This window comes from Daejeonella sp. (assembly GCF_044348475.1).
GTDB lineage: Bacteria > Bacteroidota > Bacteroidia > Sphingobacteriales > Sphingobacteriaceae > Daejeonella.
Genome location: NZ_JBIKSU010000001.1, coordinates 167,431 through 191,004, shown reverse-complemented (window position 1 = coordinate 191,004; position 23,574 = coordinate 167,431). Strand labels below are relative to the sequence as shown.

16 protein-coding genes are annotated in these 23,574 nt (G+C 37.1%); 9 read left to right on the top strand and 7 right to left on the bottom strand.

Annotated features, from left to right (window positions below):
* Nucleotides 1-173 precede the first annotated feature (173 nt).
* From ACIQZ6_RS00860 to ACIQZ6_RS00850, 3 genes are read right to left on the bottom strand one after another with little or no spacing between them, the layout of a single operon-like run.
* A complete protein-coding gene (locus ACIQZ6_RS00860) occupies nucleotides 174-1,316 on the bottom strand; it encodes a hypothetical protein (RefSeq protein ID WP_395807246.1) in 1,143 nt (380 codons plus the stop codon).
* Nucleotides 1,317-1,319: 3 nt separating this feature from the next.
* Nucleotides 1,320-4,349, bottom strand: coding sequence for a heparinase II/III family protein (locus ACIQZ6_RS00855; protein WP_395807244.1), 3,030 nt, complete (start codon nucleotides 4,347-4,349; stop codon nucleotides 1,320-1,322).
* A gap of 44 nt (nucleotides 4,350-4,393) precedes the next feature.
* Nucleotides 4,394-6,361: a hypothetical protein gene (locus ACIQZ6_RS00850; protein WP_395807242.1), complete on the bottom strand. Its 1,968-nt coding sequence runs from the start codon at nucleotides 6,359-6,361 to the stop codon at nucleotides 4,394-4,396.
* 254 nt (nucleotides 6,362-6,615) lie between these two features.
* Between ACIQZ6_RS00850 and ACIQZ6_RS00845 the strand changes: the two genes are divergently transcribed.
* Both ACIQZ6_RS00845 and ACIQZ6_RS00840 read left to right on the top strand, forming a co-directional pair.
* Nucleotides 6,616-7,737 carry a lactonase family protein gene (locus ACIQZ6_RS00845; RefSeq protein ID WP_395807240.1) on the top strand — a complete coding sequence of 374 codons (1,122 nt, stop codon included), beginning with the start codon at nucleotides 6,616-6,618 and terminating at the stop codon, nucleotides 7,735-7,737.
* Between the two features lie 149 nt (nucleotides 7,738-7,886).
* Nucleotides 7,887-11,486 (top strand): PKD domain-containing protein, encoded by a 3,600-nt coding sequence (locus tag ACIQZ6_RS00840; protein ID WP_395807238.1) that lies wholly within the window; start codon nucleotides 7,887-7,889, stop codon nucleotides 11,484-11,486.
* 134 nt (nucleotides 11,487-11,620) lie between these two features.
* Here ACIQZ6_RS00840 and ACIQZ6_RS00835 read toward each other — a convergent pair whose 3' ends face one another.
* Both ACIQZ6_RS00835 and ACIQZ6_RS00830 read right to left on the bottom strand, forming a co-directional pair.
* On the bottom strand, nucleotides 11,621-12,838 hold the full coding sequence (locus tag ACIQZ6_RS00835; RefSeq protein ID WP_395807236.1) for a hypothetical protein: 1,218 nt from the start codon (nucleotides 12,836-12,838) through the stop codon (nucleotides 11,621-11,623).
* Between the two features lie 31 nt (nucleotides 12,839-12,869).
* A complete protein-coding gene (locus tag ACIQZ6_RS00830; protein ID WP_395807234.1) occupies nucleotides 12,870-13,490 on the bottom strand; it encodes a Crp/Fnr family transcriptional regulator in 621 nt (206 codons plus the stop codon).
* Between the two features lie 171 nt (nucleotides 13,491-13,661).
* Between ACIQZ6_RS00830 and ACIQZ6_RS00825 the strand changes: the two genes are divergently transcribed.
* The 7 genes from ACIQZ6_RS00825 (at nucleotide 13,662) to ACIQZ6_RS00795 (ending at nucleotide 20,865) form a co-directional block, all read left to right on the top strand.
* On the top strand, nucleotides 13,662-14,150 hold the full coding sequence (locus tag ACIQZ6_RS00825; RefSeq protein WP_395807232.1) for a c-type cytochrome: 489 nt from the start codon (nucleotides 13,662-13,664) through the stop codon (nucleotides 14,148-14,150).
* A gap of 123 nt (nucleotides 14,151-14,273) precedes the next feature.
* On the top strand, nucleotides 14,274-16,277 hold the full coding sequence (gene nosZ, locus ACIQZ6_RS00820) for a Sec-dependent nitrous-oxide reductase (RefSeq protein ID WP_395807230.1): 2,004 nt from the start codon (nucleotides 14,274-14,276) through the stop codon (nucleotides 16,275-16,277).
* A 70-nt stretch (nucleotides 16,278-16,347) separates the two neighbouring features.
* Nucleotides 16,348-17,373 carry a nitrous oxide reductase accessory protein NosL gene (locus ACIQZ6_RS00815; RefSeq protein WP_395807228.1) on the top strand — a complete coding sequence of 342 codons (1,026 nt, stop codon included), beginning with the start codon at nucleotides 16,348-16,350 and terminating at the stop codon, nucleotides 17,371-17,373.
* Nucleotides 17,352-18,599, top strand: coding sequence for a nitrous oxide reductase family maturation protein NosD (nosD, locus tag ACIQZ6_RS00810; protein WP_395807226.1), 1,248 nt, complete (start codon nucleotides 17,352-17,354; stop codon nucleotides 18,597-18,599). The genes ACIQZ6_RS00815 and nosD overlap by 22 nt, the downstream gene beginning before the upstream one ends.
* A gap of 50 nt (nucleotides 18,600-18,649) precedes the next feature.
* Entirely contained in the window at nucleotides 18,650-19,360 is a 711-nt protein-coding gene (locus ACIQZ6_RS00805) for an ABC transporter ATP-binding protein (RefSeq protein ID WP_395807224.1), read from the top strand.
* Nucleotides 19,353-20,120 carry an ABC transporter permease gene (locus ACIQZ6_RS00800; RefSeq protein WP_395807222.1) on the top strand — a complete coding sequence of 256 codons (768 nt, stop codon included), beginning with the start codon at nucleotides 19,353-19,355 and terminating at the stop codon, nucleotides 20,118-20,120. The genes ACIQZ6_RS00805 and ACIQZ6_RS00800 overlap by 8 nt, the downstream gene beginning before the upstream one ends.
* A 343-nt stretch (nucleotides 20,121-20,463) precedes the next feature.
* Nucleotides 20,464-20,865 (top strand): group III truncated hemoglobin, encoded by a 402-nt coding sequence (locus ACIQZ6_RS00795; protein WP_395807220.1) that lies wholly within the window; start codon nucleotides 20,464-20,466, stop codon nucleotides 20,863-20,865.
* A 101-nt stretch (nucleotides 20,866-20,966) separates the two neighbouring features.
* On the opposite strand, the gene ACIQZ6_RS00790 is transcribed toward ACIQZ6_RS00795, so the two are convergent.
* Both ACIQZ6_RS00790 and ACIQZ6_RS00785 read right to left on the bottom strand, forming a co-directional pair.
* Nucleotides 20,967-21,527, bottom strand: a complete 561-nt coding sequence (locus ACIQZ6_RS00790) for a fasciclin domain-containing protein (protein WP_395807218.1) — start codon at nucleotides 21,525-21,527, stop codon at nucleotides 20,967-20,969.
* A gap of 214 nt (nucleotides 21,528-21,741) precedes the next feature.
* Nucleotides 21,742-23,529, bottom strand: coding sequence for a hypothetical protein (locus tag ACIQZ6_RS00785; RefSeq protein ID WP_395807216.1), 1,788 nt, complete (start codon nucleotides 23,527-23,529; stop codon nucleotides 21,742-21,744).
* Between the last annotated feature and the right edge of the window lie 45 nt (nucleotides 23,530-23,574).

Sequence of the window (23,574 nt, the reverse complement as noted above, 5' to 3'; positions counted from 1 at the left end):
CAGGTAGGTTTTTCCTTTTTTACAGAATCAAATTCTGAATTTAATTCAGCTCCTAAAGCCGAATTGCCAATGTTTAGCACAGCTAATGAACTCATTGAAGCTGCCGCTACAAATTGTCTTCTGTTAAAATTTTTTGTTGTCATATTTTTAAAAAAAAATGATTAATGGTTGAATCAGGCAACTTTGCCGTCGGCATAAAGATTATTGGTGGTATATGTTTTTTCTTCAGCTCTTACAGCTGAGCTTGCATTCTTATGAGTAGGCATCCAGTTATGGTGTACATCACATTTATCTTGAGGTACTCCTCGGATCACAACAGCCATTAGAGGGCCCAGAAAGGTATTATTGTATATCTCTATGGTAGTTCCTGCAATGGTTGTATTGTCTTTTCGGTCGCGACCTCCATGCATATCAAAGTTATGTTGTAATGAAATACCTAATTCCACATTATTGCGTGCAATATATCCGCAGCCGGGACTACCAGTACCGGCCAATGAATGCTTGTTTTCATTGAATTGATTAAATTCTATAATTGAACTTGCCTTATCATGGCTTACTCCGTAACCAAGTCCATTATACTGGCAACGGTGAATGAGGTTATGATGTATATGATGTCTGGTACCGGCCTGAAGGCTTATCCCAGCACGCGAGAACGCAGTAATGATACAATTATCAACCTCAAGATCGGGAAATTTACAGTTTATTCCATTTGAAGTTGGAAATTTATAATAATAAGGATGACCAGGACCTCCCGGGCCGAATGCACGTTTATGGTGATCTAAATAGCGTTTTGGATTTGGGCCTTGTAAACGAATACCACTTATTCTGACATTAGGGCCATTGACCAGAATCATGCCGGGAGTATCTAAACCATCACTTGTGATCTGGGCACCTTCTGATCCATTGTGCCCTCTATCGCTTGCCAGTGTAACTCCTTCTGGGATATTAAGCATGATTTTATCGATATAGATAAAGGTAGTCATGTCTATAATCTTATCTCCGGGGATGAACACTACCTGCCCGGCTTTAGCTTTTGCCAATGCCTCAATCAGTGATTCAAGGCTATCTACTGTGTAATCGCCTGAGGTAATTATATTCTTATACCCTTTACCACCACCGATAGGGCCAGTTTCATCCGCTTTGGCACCATAAATGGAATCTCCAATTTTTTTCCAGGTAGGTTTTTCCTTTTTTACAGAATCAAATTCTGAATTTAATTCAGCTCCTAAAGCCGAATTGCCAATGTTTAGCACAGCTAATGAACTCATTGAAGCTGCCGCTACAAATTGTCTTCTGTTAATTTTTTTTGTTGTCATATTTTATTTGTTAGAAGACCATTCGTTATGAGCTGATATAGAAAAAGAATCGCCTTCCTCAAATTCATAGATGTAGTTGGCGTATGGATCTTTTGAATTTTGCGCTACAGGATTTTTTAAGCCGATGGCAAAAGTTATTGGACCGCATTCAATTTTACTGTATTTCCCCTCACGTTTAATGCTCTTGATAGTATATGTTGCATCTCTTTCGCCTTTATTGGCAATAACAAGTTGTTCGCCGTTCAGGCTGCCATTTTCTGGCAGAATCTGATCTACGAGTACCCATCCACTGCCTGAAGGATTCTTATTCATCTTAACTATTTTGCCCCTGATTTGTCCGGCAGATTTAAGAGACATGCTTCCGTGGCTCAATGAATTTCCATTAATGATCAAAGATTTTACGACCTGACCCTTCTGTTTTCTGATGAAGCCGATATTGCCTGACATATTGATGCTATCTGCTAGCTTCATTAATTTTTCTGTCGACGGATTATACAGCACATAATCGATGCTTCCATTATTATGTTCAATTTCAAGGGCTATCTGCGACTCATCTCCATTATCAATACGTTTAACTGATTTAATAAATGGTTTTTCTTTGTAAGGTTCAAATACTGAAACGAAGGTGCTGTTAAGGTTTTCACCCTTGCGATGCATCAGCACATAACCTAGTGTCTTAGGATTGCCCGGTTTATTTTGTGGTGGGTCTCCGTCTGCTAGAGCAATGTCATCTGACTGTGTTAAAGAGTACATTCTAAGATGTATATTTTCACCTGCTTTTAATCCTCTATAACCGGTTTCAACTTTCCAGTCTAACATACTATTTGCAGGCGGTTTCAAATCACGTTTTACATTATAAAAAAAGGAATAACCCTGAGGGAAACCATTGGCAGCAAGACCTTTTTCAATATTTTGGCCGGCATAGGTTCCAGTTTTTTGTGCAGTTAAGTGTAGACCATTATTGCTGATCTCTCCAGGCGGACCATGGAAACTATATAAATGATCCTGTCCTCCAGAAACCTTAAAGATGTCTATTGCATAGGCATTGCTGTCTGCACCTGCATCGATTAAGAACATGGTTCTTTGGTATTCTTTAAGGTCGGGATACGCCTTTTTACCATCGATTTCAAACACTCCAAAACCCTTTAATTGTTTAAATAATTTGGTATGCCCGCCCCATATCTCTTTTTGAGGCTTTTGATTAACAAAAACCAAGTTATGAGAAACAGTACTTCCTGTCCAATCTCTGTTACTTGGGATATTAGTGGCAAATTCAGGATAACCATGGTCTGGTGCTAGCCACTTTCCAAAGGCAAAAAGGTCAAAGTTCATTAGATCTGGATGCGCGTGCATGATTGTTCTGCCATAATTATTTGCAATGGCTACCCCAGTATTTCCTCGTCCGTTTTCAAGTAATGCCAGTCCGAGGCCACTCAATAAATAACCTCCTTCGGCTCTTATCCCAGCTTTCTCACCGATTTTTTGTATCTCTTTGCTGATTGCATCGGGATCAGCAGAGAATAGATCTCTTCCAAGCTTATCAGCCGAGTTATTATTGGCATTATATGCAGCCTTTGCGAATTCCGGATCTTTGGTAAAGGCATAGCCCTTTGCAATGAATTTCGGATCTGCATAAGCATTGCTAACTGTACCTGTTGAACCACTGTCGCCCATATTTGGAATGGCTATTCCTAATGCTGCCATACGGTAAGCTACAAGAAAGGTAGTATTAAACTGAGGGAATTCCTTAATGATATTATGTTTGGTATAGGCTGGATATCCTTGCAAGCGTTCTGCAACTTGCGTAACCAGCCTACCCCACATTAACGCATATCCCGGAGCTCCTTCGTTTGATGTTCCATCTCTATCAAATGTTGTGATCATCAAGCCAGGAATGTTTCCTCCATTGGCAGCAAATATCCAATCAAGCCATAAATTAGTTTCTGGTTGTGAGTCTAAAGCCAGTGCGCAAGTGGCCATAGTCAGCTGCTGCATTCCCTGATTACCTCTAATCTGCTTTGATAAAATAGCCTTATATGCAGTTCTTAAGAGTCCGTTATCTACGTTATTAATAAATAATTCGCGATTGCCTTTTTCTCCAATACTGTATTTCTGGCTTTGTTTTTTCAGGAAACTGTAAAGCTCTGTATTGTTGACCGTGCCGCTTAAAATCTTGTCGTATGAATCAGCAAATGAAGTAACAATGCTTGTTTCCCAGATGGAACCATGAATCTTTCCCATGTATATCCCACCATCAGAATGGTACCATCCCTTGTCGCCGTAGGGTTTCCAGTCCATTTCTGGATAAACATCAGCGATGCGGTCTAAAAGGATAGCTGCTTTGCGGGCATATTTTTTATCGCCACTGTAGAGGTAAGCATCAGCCAATATGCTTAATCCAGAGCTGATATAGTCCCACTTTTTCCAAACATAATAACCTATAAATTTATGAGAACGTCCGTTTTGATCAATATAACCGAATCCATCATCTACTCCATATTTATGCATTGGGTCTGATGGGTCAGGGTGTGCTTCATTAAATAATAAGCTTTTGTCGCCTTTAGTTGCATCAAACTGCCCACGTTCATCAATTGCGCTGGTGTAAAATTTGCCAAAATCATTGGTAGGGAACACGCTCTTGCAAGAAGGACAGGTTAACTTCCATGGCTTATCTTCAAATTCAGGATTATACGGATAATTACCATATTTAAGTACCTCCATACCACACTTCAAACATCCCAGTAATTTTGGCCCCTTGGCAACCCTGTCAAGGGTAACATCGATACAGCGTGGTGTATTTTGTCCGGGCACCATTTCCCATAGGTAATCATCGCTCATGGAAATCCATGGTTCAGCTTTTTTGACTGTAATGTCCTTTAATTCGCGTGCCCAGTCATGTTTTTGGGTGTTGTTTTGAAGGTTGTTTATTTTTTCGCGGGTATAAAATCCTCCATACTGCCTTTGGGCATGCACGTTGATTGAAAGTGCCGATAAAACAAGAATGCCAAGTGATAAAAAAACTATTCGTTGCATAGATATTTTTAATTTATTCAGAGAGAAAATTAGTTAATGTCATCTTATTTTAGTTTGTAGCTCATAAGATGAGATCCGCTAACGAAGAATATTCTACCGTCGGCATAATCACCTCCTGCTTTGATCGGGCCTGGAGCTGTTGCAATTAATTTCATTTCATAGTTATTGGGTATAACTTGCACGATAGCTCCTTGGCCAAAAAGAATATATAATTCTCCTGCTGGACCATTGACAAAGATTCTGGGGCTCTGCTCTGCGGTTGTAGGGCCATATTCAGCGGCTATATCTTTGGTATGGGTTATTTGTTTAGATTTTGGGTCAAAAACGAAAAACGTTTTTTTATCGGCAATGCCATAAACTAAACCACCGGGCATCAAACGCATTTCGCTGTATTCTTGAGCACCAGGGAATGCGGCAAACTGCCATTCTACTTTCTTGCTTGCCATATCCATGATGTATAACAAAGCTTCTTTTGCTTTCTTTTCACCGCCTGTTCCCGGCGATGTAGTTGTGCCACCTAAAAGTTTGCCATCTGGTAAAGGAACCAGGCTCATACTGCTTTGGTTAATAACCACAGCCGAGTCTGATAAAAGGACTTTGGTTTTAGCTTCATTATCATAAAATAACAAGCCACCACCCGTAGCACCATACTGAGGGGTACCTCCCATGATGATTGTTTTCTCGTCAGAATGTGATATGATACGGTACGGGCGGATAATTGTGGGAGATACGGTAGTTAAGTGAACAGGATTAGATGTTTTGTTGGTTAAACTGGTAGCTATCCAAGGTTTGTACGGATCCCATTCAATAAGATGACCGCCTGAATAGACACCGAAATACACTTTTTTGTTCTGGTTGACCAGCGCATTGAACTGTCCTAAAGCTGCCCGGTTTACCCATTTATCATTTTTAAGATCGTAATTAAAAAATCGCATTGGGAATGCTGTTCCGCCAACTATTGTCCCATCTGGTGCAGTTCCAATGCCCATAACTATTGCACCATCACTGGTATAGTTAAAACTAACGTTGTTTAAGGCCTTAGTATTCGGATTTTCGGTGGTAAGAATCCGGTTAACTAGGTCAAGGTCTTTTAAAATGGTTCCATCCGGAAAGTTTCTGTAAAACAGACTTTGCGCACCACTGATATATTTTTTAGGTTTTACTGCTTTATGCTCGCCTATTTTTTTTGCTTCACCTTTGTAGAGTTCATACCACTCATTATCAGTTGATTCTAATGTTCTACCATATACTTTGCCATTCTCATCTCTATACACAGAGGCAGTGCCCAACTTTCGTTCATTTTGAGGCAATATTCCTACCGATTTTCCAGTTTGAGGATTAAAAGAAAGGATCTGGCTGGAGGCATTACCTAATCCAAAATAAATCCAGCCAGTATCATCTGCTGCAATGGAGCGTTGGTATTGTCTCCAGTTTTCGCTGTGCACGTATCCATAATCTTTTAGCACTTTAGTTTTGGGGGTAAAAGAAACAATTCCGCTATTGGGGTAGGTTACTGACCATATGTTACCTTGGTCATCTTCTGTCATAGACATTGCCATTTGTGACATCGTTTTTCCGGTGAACGTAAATGCTCTCTTTACCGGGTCGAATTCAACAAAATGGTCTCTAAATAGGGTATAAAACTTATTATCTCTAGAAAGGATGGATGCATAAGGCGTATCCTGTTTCGGATCAAATGTTATTGGGAACTCTTCACTTTTTCCACTTTCTGCATCGATCATCAATAAAGAATATCCACCTCGATGATCAAAAAGCCAAACGAGGACAACATTTTTCCCATCCCCATCAACTGTTGAGACTACGCCACGGTGATTACTTATTGGCGAGGCAACACCATGGTCATAAAATCCATTGCCTAAGTGTTTACTAGAGGTTTTAACTGTAAATCCACTTTTATCAGACAGTGGAATCACTTCAACTGTTTTTTGGGAATAAGCGTTTAACAATACAAGCGTATTGAATACAAGGAAAAAACTAATTTTTATTCTCATAGGATGAATGTGTACGTACCCATAAATATAAAATAAATTAATTTATATCTGTAGTGGCTTGGAAATTATTTCTAAAACTTAGCCTCAATTGATCATAATAGAAAAAATGAGAATCAAGAGCATTGTATAAGCAATATTCCCTGTGGCTTGTTCAAATTTTTTACATTTCTGGATTAAAGTATTTTACATCACAATTAAAATCAGGAAAAATGTTTTTTATCTTACTTTTATTTTTTAAAAAATTGATACTGAAAATGGAATTAAGAAAAATTACAGTTTTTTGTGTTCTAATATTGCTTTCATCAAGCGTATTTGCACAAAGTGAGAAATACCATATGTTAGTTGGAACCTATACATCTCCTGGAAAAAGTGAAGGCATTTATGTTTATGAGTTTGATAGTAAGAATGGAGCCATTACCTATAAGTCAAAAGTTGTTCTTGAAAGTCCTTCCTATTTTGCAGTTTCGCCTGACCGAAAATTTGTTTATTCTGTAACTGAAGCTAAGGAGAGCAAGATTAGTGCATTGGCATTCAATCCCAAAACTGGCGATCTGCAAGTATTAAATAGCCAGCCTTCAGGCGGTAATGGGCCTACACATATTTCAGTTGATGCCAACAGAAACTATGTGTTCGCTGCAAATTATGGCGGAGGTTCCATCACTGCCTTGCCTATTGAAGCTAATGGTACCTTGGGTTCTGATATTCAAGATATTAAACATCAGGGTAGCAGCATTGCAAGAAAAAAACCTTTTGTACACTCAGCAGTGGTATCTCCCGACAATAAATATGTTTTAACAGCTGATCTGGGAACAGATAAGATTAATATTTACCATTTTGATGCAAAGAAAAGGCCTTTGGCTTTGTCGGTGGCAGCACAGCCTTTTATAACTTTGGATCCTGGTGCCGGTCCGCGACACAGTACTTTTCATCCGAATAAGAAATTTTTCTACGTAGTAACAGAGATTAACTCTAAAGTGTATGCATTCAACTATAATAAGGGTCATCTGAACCAAATTCAGTCAGTTTCCATGCTAGCTGATGGTTTTGCCGGCCCTGGTCATGGTGCAGATATTCATGTTTCTGATGATGGTAAATTTCTGTATGCCAGTACAAGAAGTACGGTAAATGAAATTGCGATCTATTCCATTGATCAAAAAACAGGAATGTTAAGCCTTATTGCCAAGCAGCCTTCTTTTGGTAAAAGCTCGCGTACATTTGATATTGACCCAAGTGGCAACTGGCTGCTTTCAACAAGTCAGGTTACCAATGAGATTATCGTATTTAAACGTGACCCGGTTAGTGGAAAATTAACGCCAACCGGACAGAAATTACCAATTGATAAACCTTCTTTAGTTAAATTTGTAAGAATGGATTAACCATTCCAAACTCAAAACTTTCTAGATTTCGTAATTGTAATTTAAGTATTCAACTTTTCGATTACTATTTGTTTAACGCTTTAGAAATTGTTTTCGTAGTTTTAGTTCCATTATATAAAAAGCCTTTTACAATAAATTAAAAAATAATTTTGAAGCAGTTTTCAGGAATATTTCTAGTAATTCTTGGCTTGATTTTAGGCCTTTCTTCATTTGCAATTGCTCAAAATACCTCCAATAAAGGAACTGATTTTTGGGTTGCATATTCAGGTCATATTGATGGTAAAGTATCCAAAATGACCTTGTTCCTATCTTCTGATATAACTACCACCTATAAGGTAGAGGGTCTAGGTCAGACTATTGCATCAGGTACAATTACTGCCAATAGTATAACTCCTGTATTTATCGACCCTACTGTTTTTGATGTACATATAGCAAGCTCTGATCTTGTAGAAATTAATAAGGGTATTCATATTACATCAGGTAGCCCAATATCAGTTTACGCAGTAATTTCTAATAGTGCCAGAACCGCCGGAAGTTTAATACTGCCAACTAAATCGCTTGGAAGAGAATATTATGCTTTTTCTTATCAAAATGCCGGGGGGTCACAAAATGGTAATGCAAAATCTGAATTTACTATTGTGGCTGTTGAAGATGACACGGAAATAGAGATAACTCCCACAGTTAGTAGCACTAGCGGCCTAAGGACTGCAAATACAACTTTTAAGATCCCTGTAAAATTAAACAAGGGAGACGTTTATCAATATCAGTCAACAAATGATGTTTCAGGATCCATTATCAAGACATTGGGTACTTGTAAACCCATAGCAGTTTTTTCTGGAAATACTTGGGCGGCATTTTGTGAAGATGGAAATACGCTTACCAACCCGAATGTTACTATTCCTGGTAAACCAGCTCCAAGCGGCGGAGATAATTTATATCAGCAACTTTTTCCTGTTTCTGCATGGGGAAAGAATTTTGTAACCGCACCTTTTTATAATACTGAAAATGGTAATATTGATGCAATCCGAATCATTGTATCAGAAGATAATACGAATATTTCTGTAAATGGAAGTTCTGCATCAGCTTTTGGAACGGCTCTTGCCAATCCGTATAGGAAAGGAAGTATTATCACCTATTTTACAAATACACCTAGTATTGTTAAAGCAGATAAGCCTATAGGAGTGGCTCAGTATCAATCTGCACAAAATTGCAATGCCTCAAACCGGCTTGCTGTTACATTTCCGGGCGATCCTGAAATGACCATCCTGAATCCAATTGAGCAGACTTTGAGCGACATTACTGTGTTTTCTAAGCTGATAAGTGTTCCAGGGGTGAGAACAAACATTAGTAAATACTATTTGAATATTATACTTAAAACCGTTGACGCTCCAACATTAAAGGTAGATGGACTCGCTGTTTCTGGATTTAAAACTATTGATGCCGAGTATTCATATGTTATTATTGATGTTAGTACCTCGCAAGATCAGCATAGAATTGTTGCCAGTGGAGGCTTTGTTGCAATTGCATACGGATATGGTAGTGTTGAGTCATATGCTTATCTCGCCGGTGCTGATGTAAAGAATCTATTTCAGAATATCACCGCCAAAACTCCATCTAATGTAACAATTTCTTCGGGCTGCGTAAACCAACCCTCTAAATTTATGCTCAAGCTTCCATACCAGACTTCTAATATTGTTTGGGATATGAATGATGGTAATGGGCCATTTACTCAATCTGCTCCTGCATTCACCACTTCGCTAATAGATGGTCGAACCATTTACAGTTATAATTATCCTAAAGCAGATCCTGTATATGCTACAGCAGGTAAATATTTAATTACTGCAGTTGCAATTAATCCGAATCCATCAGGATGTAATGGTTTGGAAGTTGTCAGTTTTGAATTTGAGATCTTTAATAAGCCTTCAGCAGTATATACAACAACTCTTCAAACTTGTGTTAATTCTACGATAACTTTTACCGATGCAAGTCAGGGTAACGGTAAAATTATAAAAAAATGGTTTTGGGATTTTGGAGATAGTGAATTTTCCACAGACCAAAATCCAACACATAAATATGCTGCTAGCGGTAATTATACTGTTAAGTTGATGGTTGAAGGTGATACCGGATGCCAATCAGAAGTAGCTACTCAAACTATTAAAGTTATTGCACTTCCGGTGGTAAATTTTAGTGCAAGTTTGCCAACCTGCGAAAGTAAGGATATAACTTTTACAGACCTTTCAACCACTGCAGAAGGGAATATCATAAAATGGACTTGGGATTTTGGTGATGGCAGTACCCTTGAAGAAAAGACTTCGGCAGCTCCATTTTCACATAAATATGTTTTAGCAGGCACTTATAACGTTAAATTGAAACTTGTGACTGATAAAGGCTGTGAAAGTATTGTGTTTGTAAAATCTATTGTGATTAATCCAGTTCCTATCGTAAACTTTGGTATACCTGAAATTTGTATTCGAGATACGTTTGCTCAGTTTACAGATTCTTCAACTATTGCAGATGGTTCAGTATTATCTTATTCATGGGATTTTGGAAATCCTGTTTCTGGGAGCTTAAATTCATCAATTTTAAAAAATCCAACTCATAAGTATACCATTGCTGGCACCTACCAGGTAACCTTAACCGTAACTTCAGTATCGGGTTGTGTGACTAAGATTATGAAGTCTTTTCAAGTAAGCGGTGCCGTACCTAAGGCAGATTTCCTTGTTTTAAATAACACTCAACTTTGCAGTAATAAGGAAGTTGTTTTTAGAAATACATCAACCGTTGATTTTGGAACCATAGGAAAGATAGAATGGTTTTTTGATTATGGAGGTGATCTAAGTTTTAAATTGCTTGATGAAAATCCTTTTCCCGGTAAGGAATACAGAATTCAGTATCCGATTTTCAGTGCTCCTGCGAGCAAGCAATTTATAGTAAGAATGCTGGCCTATTCAGGAGGCGTTTGTAATGATGAAGAAATTCAAACCATTACCCTAAAATCAGCGCCTGAAGTAGTTTTTTCTAGTATTCCTGATGTTTGCCAGGAAGTACCTCCATTCATGCTTACACAGGCCTCCGAAAAGAATGCTCAAGCCGGTATTGGTATTTATTCAGGAAATGGGGTTTCGGCTAGCGGTATATTTAGTCCGGCTCAGGCTGGCTTGGGTAAGCATACCATTAAATATGTATTTACTGCAAACAATGGCTGTGCAGATTCCCTATCTAGAGAAATACTGGTGATGCCAACTCCAGCTTTATTTGCTGGTAGAGATACTATTATTCTGCAGGGAGGAGAGGTAAAATTAAATGCAATTGCATCAGGAAATAACCTGACCTATAAGTGGGCTCCTTCTTTAGGATTAAGCCGAGATGATATTCTTGACCCCGTGGCAAGTCCGCTGGATGATGTCACCTATGTTTTAACCGTTACCTCAGACCAAGGCTGTGTTTCTGTTGATGCCATATTTGTTAAAGTATTAAAATCGCCTGAAGTGCCAAACGCGTTTACACCCAATGGCGATGGGGTTAATGATATCTGGAATATAAAATACCTTGAAAGTTATGCGAATGCATCTGTAAAAGTATTTAGCAGGTATGGCTCAGTGGTTTACTATAGTATAAAAGGTTATGCTCAGCCATGGAAAGGACAAATGAATGGATCAGATCTGCCAATGGGTACTTATTATTATATCATTGATCCCAAAACAAAAGGGCGAAAAGTTATTTCGGGGGCGGTTACAATTATCCGGTGATGTTTAAAAAAATCATTTTCAAGGTCTAGCCTTTTTGAACCAATTATCTCTATACCAATTATCTCTATACCCTATACCCTATACCCTCTACCCTATACTCTCTACCCTCTACCCTCTACTCCATTCCACAGGTTTTACTGAATTGACCTTGAAATACCTAAAGAAATAGTTATCGTGCCAATAAACAGTATCATGGCAGCTACCAATAGCATTTCATTAATGTAGGGTATGGCTATATAGCTCAGAGCAGCAACTCCCTGTGTCATTAATAGTAATTCGTTAATTATAATACCTGCTATAAAGACAATAATGCCTTTTATTGCTAATTTATTAGTAATTATTAATTTAAAAGAAATAATATATCCAATTATGAAAATGCTAGTTACCCCTAACAATACAAGATGTAGGTAGCCAATAATGATGGGTCTGAATCCATACGATAACTGACTAAGAGCCGGATGAATAGAGCCTGATTGAAGTAATAACTTAATGGTAAAGGCAATGGCCGAAAGAATCAAAATTGACTTGCCTTGACTACTGAATTTTTTACTTATTGCTCTGCTATTTTTAAAAAAAATATTCAACATGATAGCCCAGGCAATGAGTTGTAAAATAACAGCTAAAATTAGTATTTGGTAAATAATTACATTGAATGGTATCCATAGAATAGATAAAAAGTAGGCAGGAATGCAAGCGAAAAAAAATAGGTAGAATATTGCGTTTAATTTTTTTTGCTCATGAATTAGAAATTCCAGCTTGTCGGTTAATAGCCCCATACCAGCAAATAAAAACCATCCATTATACTGAAAATGTAAAAAGAAATAGATTGAAGCCAGATACCAGTTTTGATCAGTTGTTTTATTAGCCATTAAATAGGAAAGGCTGAGTGCTCCTATTGACGAAATAATACCGAATACTAAAGCGGCTTTAAACCATAAAATACTTGTAGCTTTTTTCTTTATCCATTTAAGGTCTGCCCAAAAATAAATTGTAAATACACTAGTTACAAGTATTGAAAGTGTTGAAAAACTGATTGACAATAAACCGTAGCCCTGAATAATAAAGGAAATTAGCATACCATACGAGCAGATTAGATTTGCATAAAGCACAGGCCGATATTTTTCAAATACCTGTTCACCAATTTTTGAACTTAGGTAATAGATTAGCAAGACCATCAGGCTTTGAGTGATCCATCCTGAAAATGCAAAGTGAGAATGACTGTGCAGAATATATTTCTGATTCAAAAACGGAAGGTAAAAGGCGATCTTATATCTCAGTATCAAACCTAGAAAAGCAACGAGAAATAGGTTCAGAAATGAAATACTAAGCCATTTTGATAAAAAGGTACTCATTCTTTTTTTTTCAAAAATAGCTATAGACGTGTTAAGCCATTATGATTTCAGTCATATCCTTGCAAAAGACTTTACCTCTAGAGATTGTTATATCACCTTTTGCATGCATGTAACGCATGGTTCGAATAACGGTCTCTACCCTAAGCCCTGTCATGTCTGCAATTTGCTGTCTGGTCAATTTCAACTGATCACATTCAGCGCAATAATTCTTGCTTTCTAATTTTAGATTTTTGATAAGATTGATGATTCTTTCTTCAGGACAATTTGAACCAAAAGACTTAATTACAGAATATTTAAATCGTAATCTTTTTGTTAGTAAGCGGGTAAATTCAAATAACAGTGTATTCTTTTCATTTAATAAATCTAGAAATACGGGTTTATAGAGCCTGATCAGTATTGACTCTGAATTTGCAATGGCCGAAGCTGCATATGGCCCATCATCAAAGAGAGGAAATTCACCAAATGACTCGCCACACTCGGCAATATAATGGATGCATTCTCTGCCGTCTTCATTAATATTCAACCATCTAATTGTGCCGCTTACAATTTGATAATAATAGCTGCATTGCTGGCCTTCATTAAAGACGGTTTCATTGACTCCAACTTTCTTATAGGTTGCACCCCATGCAAGTAATAAGTTAATATCTATCATATCCTGAGATGTAAAATTGATATCCAAAATTAAGTCGGGTATGATTTCTAAATTATGACTCTGCTTATTTAATTAAATGACATTTATCATTTATGATTGAACGCATAAAATGATTTTTAGGTCTTATCTAAACTTGTACAACAAATTTATTCTTAATCTAAATCTGGTAAAATGAAAAAACTTCTTGTACTAAGTTTGGTAGCATTCCTAATCGCCGCATTTGCATCTTGTGGGGCAAGCAATAATTCAGAATCAACATCTGATGAATCTTCTGAAGCTGAAGCTTCTAAAACAGAAAGTGAAAATCCATCCTATGACCCCCATAGAGGTGAGGGCAAATTCACCAGTGTTGAATTGGGAGCTACTATTGATCCTGCCAAAGCAGCTTTAGGAGATAAGGTTGCACAGGTGAAATGTACTAGCTGTCATAAAACTACAACTGAGAAACTAGTGGGACCAGGTTGGTCTGGAGTAACACAGCGTCGTAAGCCTGAGTGGATCATGAATTTTATTACTAATACAGATGTAATGATTGACAAAGATCCTGAAGTGCAGGCACAGCTTGAACTTTGTCTGGTTCGAATGCCTAATCAAAATCTTTCTGATGAAGATGCTAGGAATCTTTTGGAATATATGCGAAAAAATGATGGTGTGAAATAGATCATTTTCATCGATTTAGGCCCTGACTTCAAAATACTTGAAACTATTATTTAGTAATGTTATGAAGCAATTTTTGTCCATTTTTTTTTAAACCATTTTAATACTTACCATACAATTAAACAAATGAAGATAATTTCAAAATATGCCCAGGGCATGGCTGCCCTAGCATTATTAGTAAGCATGAATGCTTGTAAGCCAAAGAATGCCGGTTCTGCAGTTAGTGGAGATGCGGCTGCAAAAGTATATGTGGCACCAGGAAAGTATGATGAATACTACAACTTTGTGTCAGGAGGGTTTAGTGGTCAGCTTTCAGTTTATGGCCTTCCCAGTGGTAGGTTACTCCGTGTAATTCCTGTTTTCTCTGTTGATCCGGAAAAAGGCTGGGGTTATTCTGAAGAAACAAAACCAATGCTGAACACCTCGCATGGAATTGTTCCATGGGATGATCTTCACCACGTTTCCATGTCACAGACCAATGGCGAAATTGATGGCCGATGGGCATTTGCCAATGGAAATAATACCCCACGGGTTGCCCGTATTGATCTAGGTACTTTCAGAACCTCTGAGATTCTTGAACTTCCAAATAGTGGTGGAAATCATTCTTCACCATTTATTACTGAAAACTCTGAATACATTGTTGCCGGGACAAGATTTAGTGTCCCCCCTGATGATAAAAATGGAGATGTTCCTATCAATACCTATAAGGATAACTTTAAAGGAACCATAAGCTTTGTGAGCGTTGATAAAGAAAATGGCAATATGGATGTTGCCTTTCAGATTCAAGGCCCCGGAGTAAACTTCGATCTAAGCCATGCAGGTAAAGGTAAATCGAATGGATGGTTTTTCTTCAGTACGTATAATACAGAACAGGCAAGCACACTATTAGAAGTAAATGCTTCTAAACGGGATAAAGATTTTATTATGGCTGTAAACTGGAAGTTGGCTGAAAAATTGATCAAAGAAGGAAAAGGTCGTAAGCAAAAAACCAAATATGCAAGCAATCGTTTTGATGAAAGTACTCATACAGCAAGCTCAATAATTAAAACCGAAGTAACTGTGCTTGATATGAAAGATCATCCGGGTTTAGTTTATATGATTCCATGCCCTAAATCTCCGCATGGTTGCGATGTCGACCCAACAGGAGAATACATTGTTGGTAGTGGTAAATTGGCCGCATTGATTCCAGTATTCAGTTTTGATAAGATTCAAAAAGCAATTGCTGAAAAAGCATTTGACGGTGTATATGATGGCATTCCTGTGATCAAGTACGAAGCAGCATTATATGGTGAGGTTAAAAAACCAGGTTTAGGACCATTGCACACAGAATTTGATGATAAAGGAAATGCCTATACATCCATGTTCGTATCCAGTGAAGTTGTAAAATGGAATGTGAAAGACCTTAAAGTACTAGACAGAGTTCCTACTTATTATTCTGTTGGTCACCTGATGATTCCTGGTGGAGATTCTAAAAAGCCAACCGGAAAATACCTGGTTGCTTATAATAAGATCACTAAAGACCGTTATTTACCAACCGGGCCAGAGTTGTCTCAAAGTGCTCAGCTTTATGATATTAGTGGCGATAAAATGCAGTTATTATTAGATTTTCCTACTATTGGTGAACCGCATTATGCCCAAGGTGTTGCCGCAAGTGTGATCAAAGACAGGTCTGTAAAATTTTTCAAGATCGAAGAAAATAATCATCCTTATGTTGCCAAGGGAGAAGGTGAAGCCAAAGTTTTTAGACAGGGGAATAAGGTACATGTAAACCTGACATTGATGCGCTCTCATTTAACTCCTGATAATATTGAAGGGATAAAAGTGGGTGATGAAGTTTATTTCCATACCACTAACCTGGAGCAGGATTGGGATGTTCCACACGGATTTGCAATTAAAGGGGCTTTAAATTCAGAGCTTCTGGTTATGCCCGGTGAAACTACAACCTTAAAATGGGTACCATTAAAAGCGGGTATGTACCCAATGTATTGCACTGACTTTTGTAGTGCACTTCACCAAGAAATGTCTGGATATGTTAGGGTATCGCCTGCAGGCAGTAATGTGCCAATAAGTTTCAGTACAGGAACAAACATGGCTAAATCTGGCACTTCAGTACCAAATACCAAGAAATAATACTCATCCACAGAAGAGAGATATGGGATATGCTTTCAGCATTCTTATATCTCTCTTTCTATACTAATTAATGATGAACAATAATAAAATTGCCGATTCTAGCAGAATAGCGATTCTTATTGCTGGATTTTCTTTGGTAGCGGTTTTGTTTACTCCGATCTGGAGAATTGAACTCACCGCACCACAGTATCCGGAGGGTTTGACGCTATTGATTCATGCTCATAAATTATCGGGTAGTGTAGATATAATTAACGGACTGAATCATTATATCGGAATGAAGACCCTTCATGCCGATGATTTTGTTGAATTTAAGGTGTTGCCTGGTATTATTTTATTTTTTGCAGGCTTGTTTATTCTTACGGCTATCCTGGCAGGCAGAAAACTAATGTTTACCCTGCTTGGCTTGTTTGTAACATTTGGAGTGCTCGCCATGGTTGATTTTTGGAGGTGGGAATATGATTATGGGCATAATCTTGATCCAAATGCAGCCATCATTGTGCCGGGTATGGCCTATCAGCCTCCATTGATTGGTTTCAAGCAATTATTGAATTTTGGAGCATATTCGGTACCGGATACAGGTGGTTGGATATTTATAGGTGCCGGTCTGGTATTATTAGTAGGTGTTGTTCTTGAATGGAAGAAGGTTAAAGCAGGTTCTAATAAGTCAACTACTCTCAAAATTTCTGTCATTATGCTTGTGGCCATGCTGTTCAGTTCTTGCAGTACAGAACCTGTGCCCATCCGTATAGGAAAAGATAACTGCGACTTTTGTAAAATGACTATTAGTGATCATAGATTTGGCGCAGAAATAGTGACTACAAAAAGTAAGATCTATAAGTTTGACGATGAGCACTGTGTTATCCAGTTTTTGAAAGAAGGCACAATTGCACCCAAAGATATTGCCGGAATATACTTTGTTGATTTCTCTGATCCGAATAATCTGATTGATGCAAAAAACGCATTTTTTCTTCAAAGCCCCGATTTGAAAAGTCCGATGAATGGCAATATTGCCGCTTTTAGTCAGGAAGCTAGTTTGGCAAAGGCTTTACCTAAATTTTATGGTAATGTCATAACATGGGAGGACATGCAGAAGTGAGATATTTCTTCCTTATAATTTGCAGTATTTTAAATTTCAATGCATCTGCATATACTATTTATGCGGGTGCAAAACGTACTCATAAAAATATAAGATCAGCTATCATTGCCGCTACAAATGGCGATACAATACTTGTTGATTCAGGAATTTATAGTGAACAGAATTTAATAATTAATAAAAGCATTGTACTCAAGGGCATTGGTCTACCTATTCTGAATGGTGAACGGAAGTATGAAATAATCTCTGTAAAAGCTAATGATGTAGTTGTTGACGGATTTAAGCTGATACATAGCGGCATTTCAAGTCTGGAAGATCTGAGTGGAATAAAAGTATATGATAGCCAGAATGTGGTGATCAGCAATAATATCCTTGAAGATACATTTTTTGGAATTTATATCCAGAATGGAATGAATTGCATCATTGAAAATAATACGCTGAAAGCCATCAGCATAGAAGAGCAGCAAAGTGGTAATGGTATCCACTGTTGGAAAGGGGATAGTTTAAGAATTATTGGTAATAATATTTCTGGGCACCGAGATGGTATATATTTCGAATTCGTTAAAAATTCAGTGATCTGGCGGAATATATCTAAAAACAATATTCGCTATGGCTTGCATTTTATGTTTTCGAATGATGATATGTATGTGAACAATGTTTTTAGAAATAATGGTTCGGGGGTATCAGTGATGTACTCTAACAGAATTAAAATGTTTAGCAATTATTTTGAAGAGAATTGGGGCGATGCGGCTCATGGTATTTTGCTCAAAGAAATATCTGATGGTTATATGGAAGGCAATTATTTTACTAAAAATACCAGTGCCATTTTTATGGAAGGCGCCAACCGTATTCACATGAAACGAAATGTATTTGAAAACAATGGCTGGGCCTTAAAAATTCAGGCAAGCTGTGCCGATGTAATTCTAGAATATAATAATTTCACTGGCAATACATTTGATGTAGGAACCAATGGTTCACTTGTACTGAATCAGTTTAAAAATAACTATTGGGATAAATACGAAGGCTATGATTTAAACAAAGATAAAATTGGGGATATTCCATATCGGCCTGTAAGTATGTATTCAATGATTGTTGAGAAGTATCCTCCCGCAATGATTTTATTCAGAAGTTTCATCACTACACTTCTTGATAAAACAGAAAAAATATTGCCGAGTCTTACGCCTGAAAATCTTAAAGACAATAGTCCAATGATGAATAAAGCATTCTAGATATGGCTTTTGCCTTAGTGTTTTCAGTGATGATTCTTAGCATATAAACTATGATTACTTTTAAAAATATAAATAAACAGTTTGGTAAATTAAACGTGCTTGACCATGTATCTACATCTTGCGATAAATCAGAATGTATTGCATTGATTGGTCCGAATGGCAGTGGAAAAACCACACTAATCAAATCAATTTTGGGTATGGTAATTCCTGATAGTGGCTCTATCACTTTCAATGGGAAAGACATCGCTAATAACTATCAATACAGAGATGAAATAGGGTATATGCCTCAGATTGGTCGATATCCTGATAATATGACTATTGGACAGGTATTGGGAATGATGAAAGATATACGTGGTAAATCTGGCGAGCTAGACCAAGATCTTATCCATGCGTTTTCCATAAATAACCTCTTGAATAAGAGAATGCGAACCTTATCAGGCGGAACCATTCAAAAAGTAAGTGCTGCACTTGCATTTCTGTTCAAACCCTCAGTACTGATCCTTGATGAGCCTACTGCAGGTCTTGATCCGGTAGCTTCTGAGCTCTTCAAAGAAAAAATTATTGCAGAAAAGGATAAGGGTAAACTGGTTCTGATTACTTCACATATATTGAGCGATCTAGATGATTTGGTTACAAGGATTATTTATATGCAGGATGGAAAGCTTGTTTTCCATAAAAGCATGGAAGAGTTGCGTAGGGATACGGGTGAGGAAAGACTCGTAAAATCAATTGCACAAGTGATGATCAGCAACTATGAATAAGATAATAAAATACGTAATTACAGATATCCTTCGAAATAAAATTGTGGTGATCTACACTGCTTTTTTGCTTGTAGCATCTTTCAGTGTGTTTAGTTTGGAAGATAATAACAGTAAAGGACTGTTAAGTTTATTGAATATTATTCTGATTGTGGTGCCACTTGTGAGCATTATTTTTTCTACCATTTATATGTATAATTCTGTTGAGTTTATTGAACTGCTGGTTAGTCAGCCTCTCAAAAGACGTACAATTTGGCTTAGCTTATTTATAGGTCTTGCATCGTCGCTTTCTATAGCATTTTTTATTGGTGCAGGAATACCGGTTTTGATCTATCAGGCAAATGGAATAGGTTATACTATGATCCTTTCTGGAATAATTCTCAGTATTATTTTTGCTGCCATCGCTTTTCTTGCAACAGTAAAAATGCGGGATAAAGCAAAAGGAATTGGCGCAGCAATTATGCTATGGTTATATTTTTCATTGTTATTCGATGGATTGGTTTTGTTTTTATTGTTCCAGTTTGCAGATTATCCGTTGGAAAAGCCAATGATCGCATTAAGTGCTCTTAATCCTATAGATTTAAGCCGAATCTTGATTCTATTGCAGCTCGATGTGTCTGCCATGATGGGATATACTGGTGCAGTTTTCAAAGACTTCTTTGGAACCTCAACTGGATTACTATTTTCTTTTTTTGTATTGTTGTTCTGGATCCTATTACCGGTTTGGTATTCTGCCAGAAAATTTAATTCTAAAGATCTTTAATGTAAAAAGACATCCTACATTAATACCTATTTCTAGAGAGCAACACGGCATATTGATACTTGATAGATTAATCAAAAGAATGCTCCACCATGCCAAGGTTTTCTTCTTGAAATTAAGGGTAAAGCAAAATATGCACTAGGATTTTAGAAAAATATACTGACTGCACATTTTATTGCTGAATCAATATAGATTCAGGATAACCTTGAGGTTCATCTAGACTAACTAGGTAACTATATTGAATTACATATTCGCACGTAGCAAAGGCAATTGTTTTGCTTAATTCAAGACAACTGCAATGAACGTGTAATGAATACCATTGGAATGACATAATCTGCATAGCTAGTTGAAAAAGGATATAGAAAACCGGACAGATATTGAGTTATTGGTTAATACTTTTTATACCAAAGTAATAGCCGATAAAAAGCTGGGCTATATTTTTAATGATGTGGCACACGTCAACTGGTCAACTCATTTTTTGGTCATGTATAATTTCTGGGAAAATGCTATTCTGTTTTCTGGTTCTTATGCAGGCAATCCAATAAAACTACATAAACAACTTCATCCTATTCAACCGCTAAATAAAACTCATTTTAATCGTTGGAATAACTTATTCGTAAAAACAGTTAATGAATTGTTTAAAGGATCAAAAGCAGATCTTGCCAAAGAACGTGCATTAAATATTTCCGTTATAATCAGCGAAAATATTCAGGAATATCAAAAAGAACTAAAATCCAAAAGTAAATAGGATTCTATTATTAATTTAAGAGGAGGATCTCTACGTGGAGATCCTCATTTAATTGATAATTGTATTTTTAATAGGAAATATATTCGCTAAAAATTAGATACTTATTTGGCTACAGGTGGTAATAATACCCCGTCAATTACATGTATAATGCCATTTGATGCCGGTACAGAGGCAACAATTTTTGCACCATTGATCATAACTTTGCCATCCTTTACACTTATGGTGATGTCATTGCCGTTTACTTGACCAAGTACTTGCCCGTCGGTAAAACTCTCAGCTTTAAATACACCAAGTGAAACATGGTACTGCAGTATATTGGCCAGGTCATCTTTACTTTCAGGTTTTAATAAACTTTCTACTGTTCCGGCAGGTAATTTATTGAATGCTTCATTGGTAGGTGCAAACACTGTAAATGGTCCGGCATTACTTAATGCGTCTACTAATTCAGCAGCTTGGATAGCGGTAACTAAAGTACTGTGGTCTTTGCTCCCGATAGCAACCTGAACAACATTTTTTTGCGACAGATCATCCTGTACTCCTGATTGCCCAGTAGCAATTGTTTCTGTACTGCCCTCTGTTTCAGTTGACTGTTTTGTACTGTTTTGGCAGCTTATCAGCATTGAAATACAGATCAATGATGTAGCTAAAAAGATCTTTCTCATAATTTTTATTTTAGTTTTATTATCATACAATTTATCTATTAAATTCTCCTAATTATATGATTACAATCATAATTGGAGAGTTTTTTGTGCATATTTTATTAAAATTATACTTTAATAAATACCTAATAATGAATTAATTACAAGATTTTTAATCAAAAAAAAGCCGGTCATCAATGTGTTTTGATGATCCGGCTTTACCTGATTCAGATTTCTATTATATTTCTTGATTTACTACCGGGTTTAACTGCTGTAATTGTTCTTCAATTACTTTGAGTTCATTCAGCATTTTCTTTCTGTAAACTTCGGTCTGGTTGGTGATTTTTGGAACAAGTTGTTTGTAATAATCGATTCCTACCTGCAGCTGCTCTTTAAATTTTGAAACGTATTTAGCTTTTTTATCACTCATTTCCTGTAAGTGCTTACTGACATCTTTTTTGAGGTATTCTACATAAAGATTCAGTTCATTTACAAATAGGTTTGGACGGTCGTTATCATTCAATAAATTGAGCTTACCATAAATATGGCTCACCATTTCATCAAGTGAGAATTTCCCACTAAAATAGGCTATGTTCGGTCCCGGACAAATAGCTACAGCTCTACTTTCTTTAGGCTTTAAAATGTCATTTTTTAAGTATGCTGGCGCTGCAAGGCCTTCGCAAAGGCATATTTTTTCAGTGATCTCATTGAATTTTGTCTGAAAAATTTCAGGATCTAAGCCTTCAGCTTCCAACTGTTTGATCTTTAAATTTTGGTATTCTCTTGAGGCCGTACAGATTGGTTGTTCGGTAAATTCTGTATTTGTGGATAGGTATTTCTTTACACAGGGGCTGCCGGGTCTGCCTTTGGCAATTCGTTCTAGCCTTTGCTTTTCTGATGTGCTTTTACTGAAATTATTAAATGGAATTCCCAAGGGCGATGAACTACTGATATAAAAATCATTTTTACATGCCGTTGCCAGTAGTTCTAATGTTTCCTCATCTACGTTTGTGGCTTCAGGTACCAGTAAAAATGGACTTCCCCATCCAGTAGCGTCTAATTGATAATGTTCCATCAGGAAATTATTTTCATGGGCAGTTCCAATACCTCCCTGGACGCTGATCTTCATCTGTGGTGCCTGGGTTAATTGAATGCCTTTTTCAAGTATTGCCTTACTATACATTTCATAGAGCTCATTAATCATCTCCTGTTTTTTCAGCTTAAACTCCTCCAGAATTGGGCCAAGTAAATAGCCCTCGGTAGCGAATGCATGACCACCGCAATTAAGTCCGGATTCAATTCTGAACTCGGATACCCAAATACCTTTTTTTGCAAGAAATTTAGCTTGGATAAGTGCCGATCTGAAATCGCTGACCTTTAAAATGACGCTTTTTTTAAATTTACCCCATTGATCAGGAAGAAAGTCTGCAAAGTTTTCTAAGTAACCGTAAAGTCGTGGATTCATTCCTGCTGATAATACTACAGCAGAGTTTATATCACTTTCAGCAAAACCTTTCAATGCCGATAGGGAGTCTGAAAGTTGCTCACCATTGGTATCTGGATTCATCCGGTCAACCTTGGCCATAATATTTACCTGAATTTCACCCTTTTGCATTTCATTTAGCAATTCCTGTTGTAATGCAGAAACTACTATGCGGTCTTGTTTGGAACGCATCTGCTCATATTTGCTTTTCAAGGGTGATGTGTCAGGTAATAATTTAAAATATCTGTTTAGGTCTGTACCATCATCAAAAGATTGCTTCTTCAGAGTATCAAACTGTTCATCAACAATCTTTTTTATAAGATTGAGATAGGCAGTTATTCTTTTGCTTCTAAAATCGACCTCTTTGGGATTTATGGGTACAAATGTCTCCTTGCGTTTTTCAGTATAGAATTGACGCATGCGTTCAATCAACATGTCATCAACTATAGAAACAACAGAACTGATACCATAACGTGCTACTTTTACTGGGGTATCAACAGAATAGGCTAGCCCAAGAACAGGAATATGAAATGTATGACTCATGAAAATTATAAATAGGTTAAAATCACGAGTGCAAATAAGAGCATT